Below are 16,442 nucleotides of genomic sequence, written 5' to 3' on the forward strand. Positions count from 1 at the left end.
TTGCCATGGTCGACGTGGCCGATCGTGCCAATGTTAACGTGCGGCTTCGTCCGCTCAAACTTTGCTTTCGCCATCGGATTTCTCCGTACCTTCGTTATTCAGTTGATGTGGCGTTGACAGCAATCAGGCGTATTTCGCCTGGACTTCCTGCGCGACGGCCTGCGGAACCTGTTCGTAGTGATCGAACACCATCGAATACTGTGCGCGACCCTGCGACATCGACCGCAGGTTGTTCACGTATCCGAACATGTTGGCGAGCGGAACCATGGCATTCACCACAGTGACCACACCCCGGTTTTCGGTGCCGGTGATCTGCCCGCGACGCGAATTCAGGTCGCCGATCACGTCACCCATGTAATCCTCCGGCGTCACCACCTCGACCTTCATGATCGGCTCGAGGAGCTTCGGTGCGGCCTTCTGGATGCCCTCGCGGAAGCCGGCACGGCCGGCGATCTCGAACGCGAGCACCGAGGAGTCGACATCGTGGTAGGCACCGTCGATGAGGGTTGCCTTGATGTCGACCATCGGGAAGCCGGCGAGCGGACCCGACGACATGACGCTCTCAATGCCCTTGGTCACGCCCGGGATATACTCCTTGGGGACGGAACCGCCGACGATCGTGCTGGTGAACGAGTAGCCGGCACCCGGCTCGTTCGGCTCGATAACCAGCTTGATGCGGGCGAACTGGCCCGTACCACCGGTCTGCTTCTTGTGCGTGTAGTCGACTTCCGCCTGACGGGTGATCGTCTCGCGGTAAGCCACCTGCGGCGCGCCGATATTCGCCTCGACCTTGAACTCGCGCTTCATGCGGTCGACGATGATGTCGAGATGAAGCTCGCCCATGCCGGCAATGATCGTCTGGCCGGACTCTTCGTCGGTCTTGACGCGGAAGGACGGATCCTCGGCAGCCAGGCGGTTGAGCGCGAGGCCCATCTTCTCCTGGTCGCTCTTGGTCTTCGGCTCCACCGCGATCTCGATGACCGGGTCCGGGAACTCCATGCGCTCAAGGATGACCGGCTTCAGGGGATCGCACAGCGTGTCGCCCGTCGTCGTGTCCTTCAGACCCGCGATGGCCACGATGTCGCCGGCATAGGCAACGTCGATGTCCTCACGCGAGTTGGAGTGCATCTGCATCATGCGGCCGACGCGCTCTTTCTTCTCCTTGACGGTGTTCTGGAGCGAGATGCCCTTGTTCAGAACGCCGGAGTAGATGCGGCAGAACGTCAGCGACCCGACGAAGGGATCGTTGGCGATCTTGAAGGCCAGCATCGAGAGCGGCTCTTCGTCGCCCGACTTGCGGGTGATCTCGCCTTCGGTCTTCGGGTCGATACCCTTGATCGAGGGAACCTCGACCGGGCTCGGCAGGAAGTCGACGACGCCGTCGAGCAGGGGCTGCACGCCCTTGTTCTTGAAGGCGGAGCCGCAGAACACGGGAACGAACTCGCTGTTGATCGTGCCCTTGCGGATCAGCTTCTTCAGCGCGTCGACGTCCGGCTCCACGCCTTCCAGGTACGCTTCCATCGCGGCCTCTTCGGCCTCGACGGCGATCTCGACCAGAAGGTCGCGGTATTCCTGGGCCTTGTCGGCCAGGTCAGCCGGGATCTCGACCTCGTCCCAGGCGGCGCCGAGCGACTCGTCGCGCCAGATCAGGGCCTTCATCTTCAGCAGGTCGACGACGCCGGCGAACTCGCTCTCGGCACCGACCGGCAGCTGCATGACAAGCGGCTTTGCACCGAGGCGCGACTTGATCATGTCGACGCAGCGGTAGAAGTCCGCGCCAAGCTTGTCCATCTTGTTGACGAAGATCATGCGCGGGACGTGATACTTGTCCGCCTGGCGCCACACGGTCTCGGTCTGCGGCTCGACGCCGGCATTGGCATCCAGCAGCGCGACGGCACCGTCGAGCACGCGCAGGGAGCGCTCAACTTCAATGGTGAAGTCGACGTGGCCCGGCGTGTCGATGATGTTCAGGCGCTTCTCGTTCCAGAACGCCGTGGTCGCAGCGGACGTGATCGTGATGCCACGCTCCTGCTCCTGCTCCATCCAGTCCATCGTCGCGGCGCCGTCATGGACTTCGCCGATCTTGTGGCTCTTGCCGGTGTAGAACAGAATCCGCTCGGTCGTCGTGGTCTTGCCCGCGTCGATGTGGGCCATGATACCGAAATTGCGGTAGTCTTCGATCTTGTGAGTGCGCGCCATGGCGTCAGCCTCTCCCGTCCGATTACCAGCGATAGTGCGAGAATGCACGGTTGGCTTCAGCCATCCGGTGCGTGTCTTCGCGCTTCTTCACGGCGGAACCGCGATTGTTCGCGGCATCCAGCAACTCGCCGGAAAGACGGTCGATCATGGTCGTCTCGTTGCGATTGCGCGCTGCCGCGATCAGCCAGCGGATCGCCAGCGCCTGACGGCGGTCGACACGAACCTCGACCGGGACCTGGTAGGTCGCGCCGCCAACACGGCGGGAGCGGACCTCGACCTGCGGCATGACGTTGTCGAGCGCCGTGTGGAACACTTCCACCGGGTTCTGACGAACCTTGCCTTCGATAACATCGAACGCACCGTAAACGATGCCTTCGGCGGCCGACTTCTTACCGTGGTACATGATCGAATTCATGAACTTGGTAACGACCGTGTCCCCGAACTTCGGATCGGGAATGATTTCGCGCTTTTCAGCCCTGTGACGGCGTGACATGGCAGATCCTCAGACCTTGACTTCCCAAAGTACCAGCCCGGGGCTGGCCTTTTTGCGCTCAACAAGGGGCCGTTGCCGAACCCCCAACTCTGTTTACGTCGCCTGACGGCGCACGTGAATTTCTCACCCGCCCGAATAGACGGGCGGAAGGCGCTGCGGCCGGCCAGTTCCGGGACAAACCCGTTCCGCCGAAGACCCCGTAACGCATACGGAATCGCACCTGTTCCCGTCAGACACGGGAAAGGCGCCGCCAATCGAGAGGACCACCTTTCGGCGGTCATGCTTACGATACTTTTCGCCTCGTAATCCCGGCAGCGTTTAAGCACTTCTAGGTCCGGCGCGTGACGCATCGGATCCAACAGGTGCTTACCGCCTGCCTTCGGGATGCGCGGAACCTACAGTCACCCCCTGCTCCCGTCAAGTGCGAGGCGAAAGATTCTGCCAATCCCCGCGGGCGGGACCGACTGGCGGAATTCCTTGCCGCAAACACCCGTCTTGCGACATATACGGAAAGCGGGACCGCTGTCCTGCGCATCATTTGCAACAGCTCCGATGCCTCGATCGGACACGCGCCGGATCCACAAGGCCCCGCCGTCGTTTCAGCGTCCCGCCGCACCCGCGATCGGGCGCGCCGTTTACGCTTTTTCAACCCCGCCGGCGATTCCGGCGGGAATCGCCACCCGCCGGACCCGCAGGCGATTCCCTCACTCGCGGTAGGCGATCACCGCGACCTCGCCGGCCAGCGCGTCCTCGTAAGCGCTTTCGAAGGTGGGGTCGTCGGGCTCCTCCAGGATGACGCCGATCTGGTCGAGGGCAGCCTCGACGAACCCCTGCCCTTTCAGCGCCTCCAGGGCCAGGCGCACGGCGCTGTCCTCGTCCGGTGCGGTGAGCAGGATGTTGACGGGAATGTCCGCCTCCGGCGTGCCCATGTCGCCTTCGCGGGCATGTCCGAGAATGATGTAGACGGTCGGGGCGTCCGACCCGTCGCGGTCGCTGGCCTTCATGGCGCTCTCCTTCCTGTTCGCCTCCCCCGGGGCGCCGGCCTCCCGCGTGCCCCGGCGGGGCGGCGGACCGGGCGACAAGCCGCGAGGTGGGCCGGGAAACGAAAGGGGCCGCACAATGGCGGCCCCTTCCTGGTCTTCGCTTCGCCGGTGGCCGGTCTATTCGCCGACCCCGGTGAGATCCTCCAGCATCGGATCGGCCTGCTCCGCCGTCGACGCCGCCTTGCGGGCATCGAGGATCAGGTCGTCGCGGTGCTGCGCGATCTCGCGGATGCGCGTCATCATGCCACCCGTGCCGGCCGGGATGAGACGTCCGACGATGACGTTCTCCTTGAGCCCCTCGAGCGTGTCTTCCTTGCCGTTGACCGCCGCCTCGGTGAGGACGCGGGTGGTCTCCTGGAACGACGCGGCCGAGATGAACGACCGGGTCTGCAGGCTGGCCTTGGTGATGCCAAGAAGCACCGGAACGCCGGAGGCGGGCTTGCGCGCATCGTCGATGGCCTGGTCGTTGATGTCGTCCAGGTCCAGACGGTCGATATGCTCGCCCGACAGCAGCTCGGTGTCGCCGGCATCGGTGATCTCGATCTTCTGCAGCATCTGGCGAACGATCACCTCGATGTGCTTGTCGTTGATCACCACGCCCTGGAGCCGGTAGACCTCCTGGATCTCGTTGACGAGGTAGGCGGCCAGCGCCTCCACGCCGCGGATCGCCAGGATGTCGTGCGGCGCCGGGTTGCCGTCGAGGATGTACTCGCCCTTCTCGATGGTGTCGCCTTCCTGCAGATGGAAGTGCTTGCCCTTCGGGATCAGGTACTCGACCGGCTCCATGCTCTCGTCATGCGGCTCGATGATGATCCGGCGCTTGTTCTTGTAGTCGCGTCCGAAGCGGATCGTGCCGTCGATCTCTGCGATGATGGCGTGATCCTTCGGACGACGAGCCTCGAACAGCTCGGCCACCCGCGGCAGACCGCCGGTGATGTCCTTGGTACGGGCGCTTTCCAGCGGGATACGTGCAAGCACGTCACCCGCCTTCACCTCGGCGCCGATCTGCACCGAGAGGATCGCATCCACGGACAGCAGCGAACGGGCGTCGCCACCGCGCGGCACCTTCTTGATGGCACCGGAAGCGTCCTTGACGATGATCGCCGGCTTCAGGTCGTTGCCGCGCTGCGAGGTGCGCCAGTCCATGACGACGCGCTTGGTGATGCCGGTCGCCTCGTCGGTGGTCTCCTGCACGGAAACACCCTCGACGAGATCCTCGGAATCGACGATGCCGTCGACCTCGGACAGCATCGGGCGGGTATAGGGATCCCACTCCGCGATGCGCTGGCCGCGCTTGACCGCGTCACCCTCGTCGACATGCAGCTTCGAACCGTAGGCGATGCGGTGCACCGCGCGCTCGTTGTCGTCGCCGTCGATGATGACCACGGCCATGTTGCGCGCCATGGCGACCAGATTGCCGTCGGAATCGCGCACAGCGTTGCGATTGCGGATCGTCACCTTGCCGTCGAAGTTCGACTCGATGAACGACTGGTCGACAACCTGCGCCGTGCCGCCGATGTGGAACGTACGCATCGTCAGCTGGGTGCCCGGCTCGCCGATCGACTGAGCCGCGATGACACCGACGGCCTCGCCCATGTTGACCGGCGTGCCGCGGGCCAGGTCGCGACCGTAGCAGGTCGCGCAGACGCCGCGCTTGGTCTCGCAGGTCAGCACCGAGCGGATCTTGATCATCTGGACATTCGCGGCCTCGATGGCCTCGACGTCCTTCTCCTCGATCAGGGTGCCGCGTGGAACGATGAGCTCGCCCGTCTGGTGGTTGAGGACATCCTCCGCCGCCGTACGTCCGAGAACGCGATGACCCAGCGACGCGATGACCTGACCGGCATCGACGATCGCCTGGATGGTGATGCCGTTCTGCGAACCGCAATCCGTCTCCAGGATGATCGAGTCCTGCGCCACGTCGACCAGACGACGGGTCAGGTAACCCGAGTTGGCCGTCTTCAGCGCGGTGTCGGCCAGGCCCTTGCGGGCGCCGTGGGTCGAGTTGAAGTACTCGAGAACCGACAGGCCTTCCTTGAAGTTCGAGATGATCGGCGTCTCGATGATCTCGCCCGACGGCTTGGCCATGAGGCCACGCATGCCGGCAAGCTGCTTCATCTGGGCGGGCGAGCCACGGGCACCGGAATGCGACATCATGTAGATCGAGTTGATCTGCTTCTGACGTCCGGTCTCCTCGTCGCGCTGGACCGACTGAATGCGCTTCATCATCTCGTCGGCGACGCGGTCGGTGCACTTGGCCCAGGCGTCGACGACCTTGTTGTACTTCTCGCCCTGGGTGATCAGGCCGTCATTGTACTGCTGCTCGTATTCCTTCACGAGCGTCGCGGTCTCGTCGACCAGGCCCGCCTTCGTGTCCGGAATCACCATGTCGTCCTTGCCGAACGAAATGCCGGCGCGGCAGGCGTGGCTGAAGCCCAGGCCCATGATGCGGTCGCAGAAGATCACCGTCTCCTTCTGACCGCAGGCACGGTACACGGCGTCGATCATGCGGCTGATGTCCTTCTTGGTCATCAGCTTGTTGCAGACGTCGTAGGGCACCTCGTGATGGTGCGGCAGCAGCTCGCCGATGAGCATGCGGCCCGGCGTCGTGTCGACGATGCGCGTGACCTTGTTGCCCTCGGCATCGACCGAGTGGACACGGCCCTTGATCATCGCGTGCAGGGTGACCGTCTTGGTCTCCAGCGCATGATGCAGCTCGCCGATGTTGCCGAACACCATGCCCTCGCCCGGCTCGCCGTCGGCGATGAGCGAGAGATAGTAGAGACCCAGCACGATATCCTGCGAAGGCACGATGATCGGCGAACCGTTGGCCGGGTGCAGGATGTTGTTGGTCGACATCATCAGCGTGCGCGCTTCCAGCTGGGCTTCCAGCGAAAGCGGCACGTGGACGGCCATCTGGTCGCCGTCGAAGTCGGCGTTGAAGGCCGCGCAGACGAGCGGATGCAGCTGGATCGCCTTGCCCTCGATCAGGGTCGGCTCGAACGCCTGGATGCCCAGACGGTGCAGCGTCGGCGCGCGGTTCAAGAGCACCGGATGCTCGCGGATCACCTCGTCGAGGATATCCCAGACTTCCGGACGCTCCTTCTCCACGAGCTTCTTCGCCTGCTTCACCGTGGAGGAGAAGCCCTTGGCGTCGAGACGCGAGTAGATGAACGGCTTGAACAGCTCCAGCGCCATCTTCTTCGGCAGGCCGCACTGGTGCAGCTTCAGCTCCGGACCCACGGTGATCACCGAACGGCCCGAATAGTCGACGCGCTTGCCCAGGAGGTTCTGGCGGAAGCGGCCCTGCTTGCCCTTGAGCATGTCGGAGAGCGACTTCAGCGGACGCTTGTTGGCGCCCGTGATGACGCGGCCGCGACGGCCGTTGTCGAACAGCGCATCGACCGATTCCTGAAGCATGCGCTTCTCGTTACGGATGATGATGTCCGGCGCGCGCAGCTCCATCAGGCGCCGCAGGCGGTTGTTGCGGTTGATCACCCGGCGGTAGAGGTCGTTCAGGTCCGAGGTGGCGAAACGTCCGCCATCCAGCGGCACCAGCGGGCGCAGGTCCGGCGGAATGACCGGGATCACGGTCAGGATCATCCATTCCGGACGATTGCCGGAATCGATGAAGGCCTCGACCACCTTGAGACGCTTGGCCAGCTTCTTCGGCTTCAGCTCGGTCGTCGCCTCCGCGATCTCCTTGCGGATGTGATCGCGCTCCTTCTCCAGGTCGAGCGACATCAGCATCTCGCGGATGGCTTCCGCGCCGATCATCGCCGTGAAGGCGTCCTCGCCGTAGTCGTCCTGGGCGCGGATATAGTCCTCTTCCGACAGAAGCTGGTTCGGCTTCAGCGGCGTCAGGCCGGGCTCGATCACCACGTAGTACTCGAAGTAGAGCACCCGCTCGAGATCCTTCAGCGTCATGTCGAGCAGGAGGCCGATGCGCGAGGGCAGCGACTTCAGGAACCAGATGTGAGCGACCGGGGCGGCCAGCTCGATATGGCCCATGCGCTCGCGGCGAACGCGCGACAGCGTCACCTCGACATTGCACTTCTCGCAGATGACGCCTTTGTACTTCATCCGCTTGTACTTGCCGCACAGGCACTCGTAGTCCTTGATCGGACCGAACACGCGCGCGCAAAACAGCCCGTCCCGCTCCGGCTTGAACGTGCGGTAGTTGATCGTCTCCGGCTTTTTGATTTCGCCGAACGACCACGACATGATCTTCTCGGGGCTAGCGATCGAGATCTTGATGTGGTCGAAGGTCTGCGCGGGAGCCTGCTGATTAAACAGGTTCATGACCTCATGATTCATGGGCTCTCTCCTCGAATGCGCGGAAGGGAAGCAGGGTCTGTGCCCTGCTTCCCGCTCCGGCAATGCGGCATCGTGTTTCTGCGGCTGTCGTCAGGGCGGAGGTCACTCCGCCGCATCGACCGCCGGTACGCCCGGATCTGCGGGCAGCGGAACTTTCTCGTCCTTCAGCTCGACATTCAGTCCGAGCGAACGCATTTCCTTCACGAGAACGTTGAAGCTCTCCGGAATGCCTGCCTCGAACGTGTCGTCGCCGCGCACGATCGCCTCGTAGACCTTGGTCCGGCCCGCGACGTCGTCCGACTTGACGGTCAGCATCTCCTGCAGCGTGTAGGCGGCGCCATAGGCTTCCAGCGCCCAGACCTCCATCTCGCCGAAGCGCTGCCCGCCGAACTGCGCCTTGCCACCCAGCGGCTGCTGGGTCACGAGCGAGTACGGGCCGATCGAACGGGCGTGGATCTTGTCGTCCACCAGGTGATGCAGCTTGAGCATGTAGATATAGCCCACTGTCACCTGACGGTCGAATTCCTCGCCGGTCCGCCCGTCATAGAGGGTGGACTGACCGGACCCGTTGTAGCGGGCCTGCTCGAGCATGGTGACGATGTCCGGCTCGCGCGCACCGTCAAAGACGGGGGTCGCGATCGGCACGCCGGTCTGCAACTGGTCGGCAAGCCGCAGGAGCGACTCCTCGTCATAGTCGGCAACCGGTTCGCTCTTCGTCGTGTCGCCGAACACCTGGACGATTTCACCGCGCAGCGCCTCGATCTTGCCGGAGCGCTTGTACTCCTCGTAGAGCTCGCCGATCTTCTTGCCCATGCCGGCGCAGGCCCAGCCGAGATGCGTCTCGAGGATCTGTCCGACGTTCATCCGGCTCGGCACGCCGAGCGGATTGAGCACGATGTCGACATGCTCGCCATTGTCCAGGAACGGCATGTCCTCGATCGGGTTGATCTTGGACACCACGCCCTTGTTGCCATGGCGGCCGGCCATCTTGTCGCCCGGCTGGATCTTGCGCTTCACCGCGACGAAGACCTTGACCATCTTCATCACGCCCGGCGGCAGCTCGTCGCCGCGCTGCAGCTTCTCGACCTTGTCGATGAAGCGCTGCTCGAGCCGCTTGCGGCTTTCGTCATACTGACCGCGAAGCGCCTCGACCTCGCTCATCAGCTTCTCGTCCTCGACCGCGATCTGCCACCACTGGGAGCGCGGGAACTCGTTGAGGACGTCGCCGGTGACCTCGGTGCTCTTCTTGAAGTGCTTCGGGCCGGCGACAGCGACCTTGCCGAGCAGCATCTCGGCCAGGCGGCCATAGACGTTGCGATCCAGGATCGCCTGCTCGTCGTCGCGGTCCTTGGCCAGACGCTCGATCTCCTCGCGCTCGATCGCCATCGCGCGCTCGTCCTTCTCCACACCGTGGCGGTTGAAGACGCGCACTTCGACGACCGTGCCGGCAACGCCCGGCGGCAGGCGCAGGGACGTGTCACGCACGTCGGAGGCCTTCTCGCCGAAGATGGCGCGCAGGAGCTTTTCCTCCGGCGTCATCGGGCTCTCGCCCTTCGGCGTGATCTTGCCGACCAGGATATCGCCCGGCTTCAGCTCGGCGCCGATATAGACGATGCCGGCCTCGTCGAGGTTCTTCAGGGCCTCTTCCGAGACATTCGGGATGTCGCGGGTGATTTCCTCCGGCCCAAGCTTCGTGTCGCGCGCCATCACCTCGAATTCCTCGATGTGGATGGAGGTGAACACGTCGTCGCGCACGATACGCTCCGAAAGCAGGATCGAATCCTCGAAGTTGTAGCCGTTCCAGGGCATGAACGCGACGCACACGTTGCGGCCGAGCGCCAGATCGCCAAGGTCCGTGGACGGACCATCGGCGATGATGTCGCCCTTGGAAATGATGTCGCCGACACGCACCAGCGGACGCTGGTTGATGCAGGTGTTCTGGTTCGAACGCTGGAACTTCATCAGCTGGTAGATGTCGACGCCCGACTTGGACGGGTCGAGATCTTCCGTGGCGCGGATGACGATACGCGTGGCGTCGACCTGGTCGACGACGCCGGTGCGGCGCGCGGCGATCGCGGCGCCGGAATCGCGTGCCACGACGGACTCCATGCCCGTGCCCACGAACGGTGCCTCGGCGCGCACCAGCGGCACGGCCTGACGCATCATGTTCGAGCCCATCAGCGCGCGGTTGGCGTCGTCATTCTCGAGGAACGGAATGAGCGAGGCGGCAACCGACACGAGCTGCTTCGGCGACACGTCCATGAACTCCACCCGCTCGGGCGGCAGCAGCATGTTCTCGCCTGCATGGCGGCAGGTGATCAGGTCGGAGACGAAGCGGCCGTCGTCGTCGATCTCGGCATTGGCCTGGGCGATGTGGTACTTCGCCTCTTCCATCGCCGACAGATAGACGGTCTCGGCCGTCACCTGGCCTTCCTTCACCTTGCGGTACGGGCTTTCGATGAAGCCGTACTTGTTGATGCGGGCAAAGGTCGCGAGCGAGTTGATCAGACCGATATTCGGGCCTTCCGGCGTCTCGATCGGGCAGATGCGGCCGTAATGCGTCGGATGCACGTCGCGCACCTCGAAGCCGGCGCGCTCGCGCGTCAGGCCGCCGGGCCCGAGCGCCGACAGGCGGCGCTTGTGGGTGACTTCCGACAGCGGGTTGGTCTGGTCCATGAACTGCGACAGCTGCGAGGAACCGAAGAACTCGCGCACGGCGGCGGCCGCCGGCTTGGCGTTGATCAGGTCCTGCGGCATCACCGTGTCGATCTCGACCGACGACATGCGCTCCTTGATGGCGCGCTCCATGCGCAGCAGGCCGACCCGGTACTGGTTCTCCATGAGCTCGCCGACCGAACGCACCCGGCGATTGCCGAGATTGTCGATGTCGTCGATCTCGCCGCGACCGTCGCGCAGCTCGAGAAGCTCGCGGATCACCGCCAGGATGTCGTCCTTGCGCAGCGTGCGCACGGTGTCCTCGGCCGTCAGGTCGAGGCGCATGTTCATCTTGACGCGGCCGACGGCCGACAGGTCGTAGCGCTCGCTGTCGAAGAACAGCGAGGAGAACATCGCCTCGCCGGTCTCCACCGTGGGCGGCTCGCCCGGACGCATGACGCGATAGATGTCGAACAGCGCGTCCTCGCGCGTCTCGTTCTTGTCGACCGCCAGCGTGTTGCGGATATAGGCGCCGGTCGTCACATGGTCGATGTCGAGAATGGTGATCTCGTGATAGCCATGGTCGATCAGGTCGCCGAGCACCTTCTCGGTGATCTCGTCGCCGGCTTCGGCATAGACCTCGCCCGAGGACGGATCGACCATGTCCTCGGCCAGGTACTGGCCGTACAGGTCCTCGTCCATCACCTTGAGCGCCTTGACGCCCTTGTCGGCGAGCTGGCGAACGGTGCGCGCGGTGATCTTGCGGCCGGCCTCGACCACGATCTCGCCGCTGTCGGCGTCGATCAGGTTGAAGGAGGCCTTGGTGCCCTTCAGACGGTCGCCGTCGAAGGCCACGCGCCACGAGCCGGGCTCGTCGCGGGTGTATTCGATGGTCTTGTAGAAGGTGTTGAGGATCTCCTCGCCGTCGAGGCCGAGGGCCTTGAGCAGCGAAGTGACCGGGATCTTGCGGCGGCGGTCGATGCGCGCATGCACGATGTCCTTCGCGTCGAACTCGATGTCGAGCCACGACCCGCGATAGGGAATGATGCGCGCGGCGAACAGCAGCTTGCCGGACGAGTGGGTCTTGCCCTTGTCGTGATCAAAGAAGACGCCCGGCGAGCGGTGCATCTGCGAGACGATAACGCGCTCGGTGCCGTTGACCACGAAGGTGCCGTTGTCCGTCATGAAGGGCATGTCGCCCATGTAGACGTCCTGCTCCTTGATGTCCTTGACGGACTTGGCGCCGGTGTCCTCGTCGACATCGAACACGATCAGGCGCAGCGTCACCTTGAGCGGCGCGGCGAAGGTCATGCCGCGCTGACGGCACTCCTCGACGTCGTATTTCGGCGCCTCGAACTCGTAGGACACGAATTCCAGCAATGCGGTGCCCGCAAAGTCGGAGATCGGGAAGACGGAGCGGAAGACCGCTTCCAGGCCTTCGTCGCCACGCCCGGCCTCAGGCTTTTCAACCTGAAGGAACTGGTCGTAGGACGCCTTCTGGACCTCGATGAGATTGGGCATCGCGGCGACTTCGCGGATCGATCCGTAGACCTTACGGACCCGCTTGCGACCGTTGAACGTGTGCGCCATTGTCGCTCCTCGTTTCGATCTGGTACGGCTCTCCGAAAAGCCGATCCCGGCTCAACCGCGCGCATGCCTGGCATGCCTACGGCCCTTCGGAGAACCGTCCCTTCTTAGGGACTGATACCCCGGTCAGGATTTCCCGCCGGGACCGGCCGGGTACAGGACCCGATTACTTCAGCTCAACCTTGGCACCGGCCTCTTCGAGCTTCTTCTTCAGCTCAGCGGCTTCGTCCTTGTTGACGCCTTCCTTGACCGGCTTGGGAGCGCCCTCGACCAGGTCCTTGGCTTCCTTCAGGCCAAGACCCGTGATCGCACGGACTTCCTTGATGACGTTGATCTTCTTGTCACCGGCGTCGGTGAGGATCACGTCAAACTCGGTCTTCTCTTCCTCTGCCGGAGCAGCGGCAGCGCCACCGGCGGCAGCGGCGACGGCGACCGGAGCAGCGGCGGAAACGCCCCACTTCTCCTCAAGCAGCTTCGAAAGCTCCGCAGCTTCCATGACGGTGAGCGCGGACAGTTCCTCAACGATCTTCTCGAGATCAGCCATTTGCGTAAGTCCCTATAGTTCGAACCGTATTCGGTCTCGACAGTGTGAATGCAATCCGCCTTATGCGGCTTCGTCCTTCTTGGCGTACGCGCCGAAGACGCGGGCGAGCTGCCCGGCCGGTGCGTTGACGACCTGTGCGATGCGCGACGCGGGCGTCTGGATCATGCCCAGCAGCTTTGCGCGCAGCTCGTCGAGCGACGGCATCTCGGCAAGTGCCTTGACCCCGTCCGCGTCCAGGTTCGTCGAGCCCAGTGCGCCGCCGAGAACCACGAGCTTGCTCTGGTTCTTGGCGAACGCCATCGTGGCCTTGGCGGCGGCAATCGGGTCCTGCGAATACGCAAGGACCGTCGGACCGCTGAAAAGGCCGGCGATGTGTTCGAGCTCAGTGCCTTGAAGGGCAAGCTTTACAAGACGGTTCTTGGCGACTTTGACCGATCCGCCGGCTGCACGGACCTGCGACCGGAAGGCCGTCATCTCCGCAACCGAAAGGCCGGCGTAGTGCGCAACGACGACAACGCCGGTGTTATTCAACACCTCGTTGAACGACGCGACGAACTCTCGCTTCTCCGTTCTTTCCACTTGCCTACTCCATCTGGCGGCTTGCGCCGCCGGTTTGTCTTTGCCGCCCGTCGACGGTGCCTTTCGGAACCTTCGGCGGACAACACCGAGGATCCTGCCCCCTCGCGAGCCTTACGGCGCGGCAAGGACAAACGGTTCGAACCGGCGGCAGCGCCGCGAATTCGGTTCGCACCCGTCTATGCAGGCCCGCTGTGGGCTTAAGCGATCCCCCGTGGCCTTGGCCGCGTGGAACACACCTGCAGTCTCGGACAGGACACCTGCCGTTTCCGGCAGGCGATCCGCCCGGCTTGCACCGGACGGAATTCTTCAAATCCGGCGCGCGAACGCGCCGGAGAAAATCAGGCCGTCACCGTCGACGGGTCGACCTTCAGGCCCGGACCCATGGTCGAGCTGAGGGCGACGCGCTTCAGGTAGGTGCCCTTGGCGCCCGTCGGGCGGGCCTTGACCACGGCATCGACGATCGCCTTGATGTTCTCGCTCAGCTTGTCGGCCTCGAAGGAGGCCTTGCCGACGCCGGCATGCACGATGCCGGCCTTCTCGACGCGGAACTGCACGGCGCCGCCCTTGGCGTCACGCACGGCCGAAGCCACGTCCGGGGTCACCGTGCCGACCTTCGGGTTCGGCATCAGGCCGCGCGGGCCGAGCACCTTGCCGAGACGGCCGACGAGCGGCATCATGTCCGGCGTGGCGATGCAGCGATCGAAATCGATCTTGCCCGACTGAACCTCGTTCACCAGCTCCTCGGCGCCGACGATGTCGGCACCTGCGGCCGTCGCCTCGTCGGCCTTGTCGCCGCGTGCGAACACCGCGACGCGAACCGACTTGCCCGTGCCGTTCGGCAGCACGCACACGCCGCGGACCATCTGGTCGGCGTGACGCGGGTCGACGCCCAGATTGATGGCGATCTCGACGGACTCGTCGAACTTCGACGTGGCCCGCTCCTTGACCAGGGCGAGCGCCTCGTCAAGTGCGTAGAGCTTGTTGCGGTCGACGCCCTCGCGGGCAGCCTTGATGCGCTTTCCAACCTTCGCCATCGTCTTACTCCGTGACCTCGAGACCCATGGACCGCGCCGAGCCCTCGACCATCAGCATCGCTGCGTCGATGTCGTTCGCGTTCAGGTCCTTCATCTTCGCTTCCGCAATCTCACGGACCTGGTCACGGCTGACCTTGCCGACGAAACCGCCCTTGCCCGGGGTCTTGGAGCCGGACTTCAGGCCCGACGCCTTCTTCAGGAAGAAGCTGACCGGCGCCGTCTTCACTTCGAAGGTGAAGGAGCGGTCGGAGTAATAGGTGATGACGGTCGGGCACGGAGTTCCCTTTTCCACATCCTGGGTCTGCGCGTTGAACGCCTTGCAGAACTCCATGATGTTCAGACCGCGCTGACCAAGCGCGGGACCGATCGGCGGCGACGGAGTCGCCGAGGCGGCCGGCACCTGCAGCTTGATGTAACCTTCGATTTTCTTCGCCATTCGTATCTCCAACTGGCGCTGCCGGCGAACCGGCGTTCTCAGATCAGGTGGTCCGGCCTTGCGCGTCCGGCGAAGGAACCGCGCTCGACCTCCCACCAGGGAGCGGGACTTGCGTCCCGTCTAACCCCGCGCTTCGGCCCCGAAAGACCTACCAGACACGGGAAAGCGGTCCGACCGGCGACACAGCACGCCCGAACCGCAAAACCGCTTAAAGCTTCTCGACTTGACCGTATTCCAGCTCCACCGGGGTCGCCCGGCCGAAGATCGACACCGCCACCTTGAGCCGCGCCCGCTCGTCGTCGACTTCCTCGACGAGACCGGAGAAGGACGCGAACGGACCGTCCGCCACCCTGACCTGCTCGCCGATCTCGAAGCTGATCGACGGCTTCGGACGCTCGACGCCTTCCTGCACCTGATGCAGGATCCGCATGGCCTCGGCCTCGGAAATCGGCATCGGCTTCTGGTCGGCGCCAAGGAACCCGGTGACCTTCGGCGTGTTCTTGATCAGATGGAACGCCTCGTTGGTCATCTCCATCTTGACCAGCACGTAACCGGGGAAGAACTTGCGCTCCGCGTCGACCTTGCGACCGCGCCGCACCTCGACGACCTTCTCGGTCGGAACGAGGATTTCCTCGAACAGATCCTCAAGACCCTGCTGCAGCGCCTTTTCCCGAATCGCGTCCGCCACCTTCTTCTCGAAATTCGAGTAGGCGTGGACGATATACCAACGCTTGGCCATAATCCCTCAAGCCGATTGTGAGCCGGATCCCGCTTAGCCGCCGAGACCCAGAAGCAAGCCGATGCCCTGGCCCATCAGCCAGTCGGCAAGCAAAAAGAAGATGGCGGCGAGGAATACCATGATGAACACCATGACGGTCGTCACCGCGGTTTCCCGGCGCGTGGGCCACGTCACTTTGGACGTTTCCGAACGCACCTCCTGGATGAACGTGAAAGGATTCGATTTCGCCATTCAACTGCCGGTCTTGTCACGACACACAGGCGCGCGGAATCATCCACGCGCCTTGGTCGAAAGCCCTAATTAAGGCCTAACGGCCCGTCGATCAAGAGCAAAGGTGGCAGGGGCGGAGGGACTCGAACCCCCGGCCCTCGGTTTTGGAGACCGATGCTCTACCAGCTGAGCTACACCCCTAGACCTTTCGCAGTCTCACTTAGATAACTTTGCCGGTGGCTTCAAGCGCGAAATGTGAATGCCCGCAAATTATTCACATATCTCGCGAATTTCCGGCGCGGCGGGCCATGCCACCGAACCTTTCGGTGCCCGCGGCGGGCAAAAGCCGCGCCTCGTCCCGGTCGCAGGCCTTCTGTCCCCGCCCCCGCCGCACCGCCGCCGCGCATTCGGGCACGCTTTTGTCCCCTCCCCGGCGGGGGAAGCCGCGCAACGAGAAAGGGGCGCGGTCCTTGCGGTCCGCGCCCCTTGAAACGTCTTGGCGGGTCAGGCGGGCTCGTGTCCCGCCTGTTCTCCGCAATTACTTGATGATCGAAGCGACGACGCCGGCGCCAACGGTACGCCCGCCTTCACGGATGGCGAAGCGCA

At 63.9% G+C, this 16,442-nt stretch carries 11 protein-coding genes, 1 tRNA gene and 2 pseudogenes; all 14 read right to left on the bottom strand.

Annotated elements, in window-relative coordinates:
• A pseudogene (locus RBB46_RS22790) lies at positions 1-74 on the bottom strand (elongation factor Tu); the annotation flags it as partial.
• 49 nt (positions 75-123) lie between these two features.
• On the bottom strand, positions 124-2,199 hold the full coding sequence (fusA, locus tag RBB46_RS22795) for an elongation factor G (protein WP_306031369.1): 2,076 nt from the start codon (positions 2,197-2,199) through the stop codon (positions 124-126).
• A gap of 22 nt (positions 2,200-2,221) precedes the next feature.
• On the bottom strand, positions 2,222-2,692 hold the full coding sequence (gene rpsG, locus RBB46_RS22800) for a 30S ribosomal protein S7 (RefSeq protein WP_306031370.1): 471 nt from the start codon (positions 2,690-2,692) through the stop codon (positions 2,222-2,224).
• Positions 2,693-3,396: 704 nt separating this feature from the next.
• Positions 3,397-3,696, bottom strand: a complete 300-nt coding sequence (locus RBB46_RS22805) for a regulator (protein ID WP_306031371.1) — start codon at positions 3,694-3,696, stop codon at positions 3,397-3,399.
• A 156-nt stretch (positions 3,697-3,852) separates the two neighbouring features.
• Positions 3,853-8,052, bottom strand: coding sequence for a DNA-directed RNA polymerase subunit beta' (gene rpoC / locus RBB46_RS22810; protein WP_306031372.1), 4,200 nt, complete (start codon positions 8,050-8,052; stop codon positions 3,853-3,855).
• Between the two features lie 102 nt (positions 8,053-8,154).
• Complete coding sequence (gene rpoB, locus RBB46_RS22815) at positions 8,155-12,297, bottom strand: DNA-directed RNA polymerase subunit beta (protein WP_306031373.1); 4,143 nt, start codon at positions 12,295-12,297, stop codon at positions 8,155-8,157.
• Between the two features lie 163 nt (positions 12,298-12,460).
• Complete coding sequence (gene rplL, locus RBB46_RS22820; protein WP_306031374.1) at positions 12,461-12,838, bottom strand: 50S ribosomal protein L7/L12; 378 nt, start codon at positions 12,836-12,838, stop codon at positions 12,461-12,463.
• Positions 12,839-12,898: 60 nt separating this feature from the next.
• Complete coding sequence (gene rplJ, locus RBB46_RS22825) at positions 12,899-13,417, bottom strand: 50S ribosomal protein L10 (protein ID WP_306031375.1); 519 nt, start codon at positions 13,415-13,417, stop codon at positions 12,899-12,901.
• Between the two features lie 338 nt (positions 13,418-13,755).
• Positions 13,756-14,451 (bottom strand): 50S ribosomal protein L1, encoded by a 696-nt coding sequence (rplA, locus tag RBB46_RS22830; protein WP_306031376.1) that lies wholly within the window; start codon positions 14,449-14,451, stop codon positions 13,756-13,758.
• Positions 14,452-14,455: 4 nt separating this feature from the next.
• Positions 14,456-14,887 (bottom strand): 50S ribosomal protein L11, encoded by a 432-nt coding sequence (gene rplK, locus RBB46_RS22835; protein ID WP_306031377.1) that lies wholly within the window; start codon positions 14,885-14,887, stop codon positions 14,456-14,458.
• A 208-nt stretch (positions 14,888-15,095) separates the two neighbouring features.
• Complete coding sequence (gene nusG / locus RBB46_RS22840; RefSeq protein WP_306031378.1) at positions 15,096-15,626, bottom strand: transcription termination/antitermination protein NusG; 531 nt, start codon at positions 15,624-15,626, stop codon at positions 15,096-15,098.
• Between the two features lie 33 nt (positions 15,627-15,659).
• Positions 15,660-15,857, bottom strand: coding sequence for a preprotein translocase subunit SecE (gene secE, locus RBB46_RS22845; RefSeq protein ID WP_306031379.1), 198 nt, complete (start codon positions 15,855-15,857; stop codon positions 15,660-15,662).
• Positions 15,858-15,961: 104 nt separating this feature from the next.
• Positions 15,962-16,037 (bottom strand) — tRNA-Trp (locus RBB46_RS22850).
• Between the two features lie 337 nt (positions 16,038-16,374).
• A pseudogene (locus RBB46_RS23375) lies at positions 16,375-16,442 on the bottom strand (elongation factor Tu); the annotation flags it as partial.

The sequence above is a fragment of the Stappia sp. MMSF_3263 genome (assembly GCF_030733745.1).
GTDB lineage: Bacteria > Pseudomonadota > Alphaproteobacteria > Rhizobiales > Stappiaceae > Stappia.

What these genes read in the sequence shown, in the direction of transcription:
- fusA (WP_306031369.1), bottom strand. Translation starts at nt 2,199, where the DNA reads ATGGCGCGCACTCACAAGATCGAAGACTACCGCAATTTCGGTATCATG.
- rpsG (WP_306031370.1), bottom strand. Translation starts at nt 2,692, where the DNA reads ATGTCACGCCGTCACAGGGCTGAAAAGCGCGAAATCATTCCCGATCCG.
- RBB46_RS22805 (WP_306031371.1), bottom strand. Translation starts at nt 3,696, where the DNA reads ATGAAGGCCAGCGACCGCGACGGGTCGGACGCCCCGACCGTCTACATC.
- rpoC (WP_306031372.1), bottom strand. Translation starts at nt 8,052, where the DNA reads ATGAATCATGAGGTCATGAACCTGTTTAATCAGCAGGCTCCCGCGCAG.
- rpoB (WP_306031373.1), bottom strand. Translation starts at nt 12,297, where the DNA reads ATGGCGCACACGTTCAACGGTCGCAAGCGGGTCCGTAAGGTCTACGGA.
- rplL (WP_306031374.1), bottom strand. Translation starts at nt 12,838, where the DNA reads ATGGCTGATCTCGAGAAGATCGTTGAGGAACTGTCCGCGCTCACCGTC.
- rplA (WP_306031376.1), bottom strand. Translation starts at nt 14,451, where the DNA reads ATGGCGAAGGTTGGAAAGCGCATCAAGGCTGCCCGCGAGGGCGTCGAC.
- rplK (WP_306031377.1), bottom strand. Translation starts at nt 14,887, where the DNA reads ATGGCGAAGAAAATCGAAGGTTACATCAAGCTGCAGGTGCCGGCCGCC.
- nusG (WP_306031378.1), bottom strand. Translation starts at nt 15,626, where the DNA reads ATGGCCAAGCGTTGGTATATCGTCCACGCCTACTCGAATTTCGAGAAG.
- secE (WP_306031379.1), bottom strand. Translation starts at nt 15,857, where the DNA reads ATGGCGAAATCGAATCCTTTCACGTTCATCCAGGAGGTGCGTTCGGAA.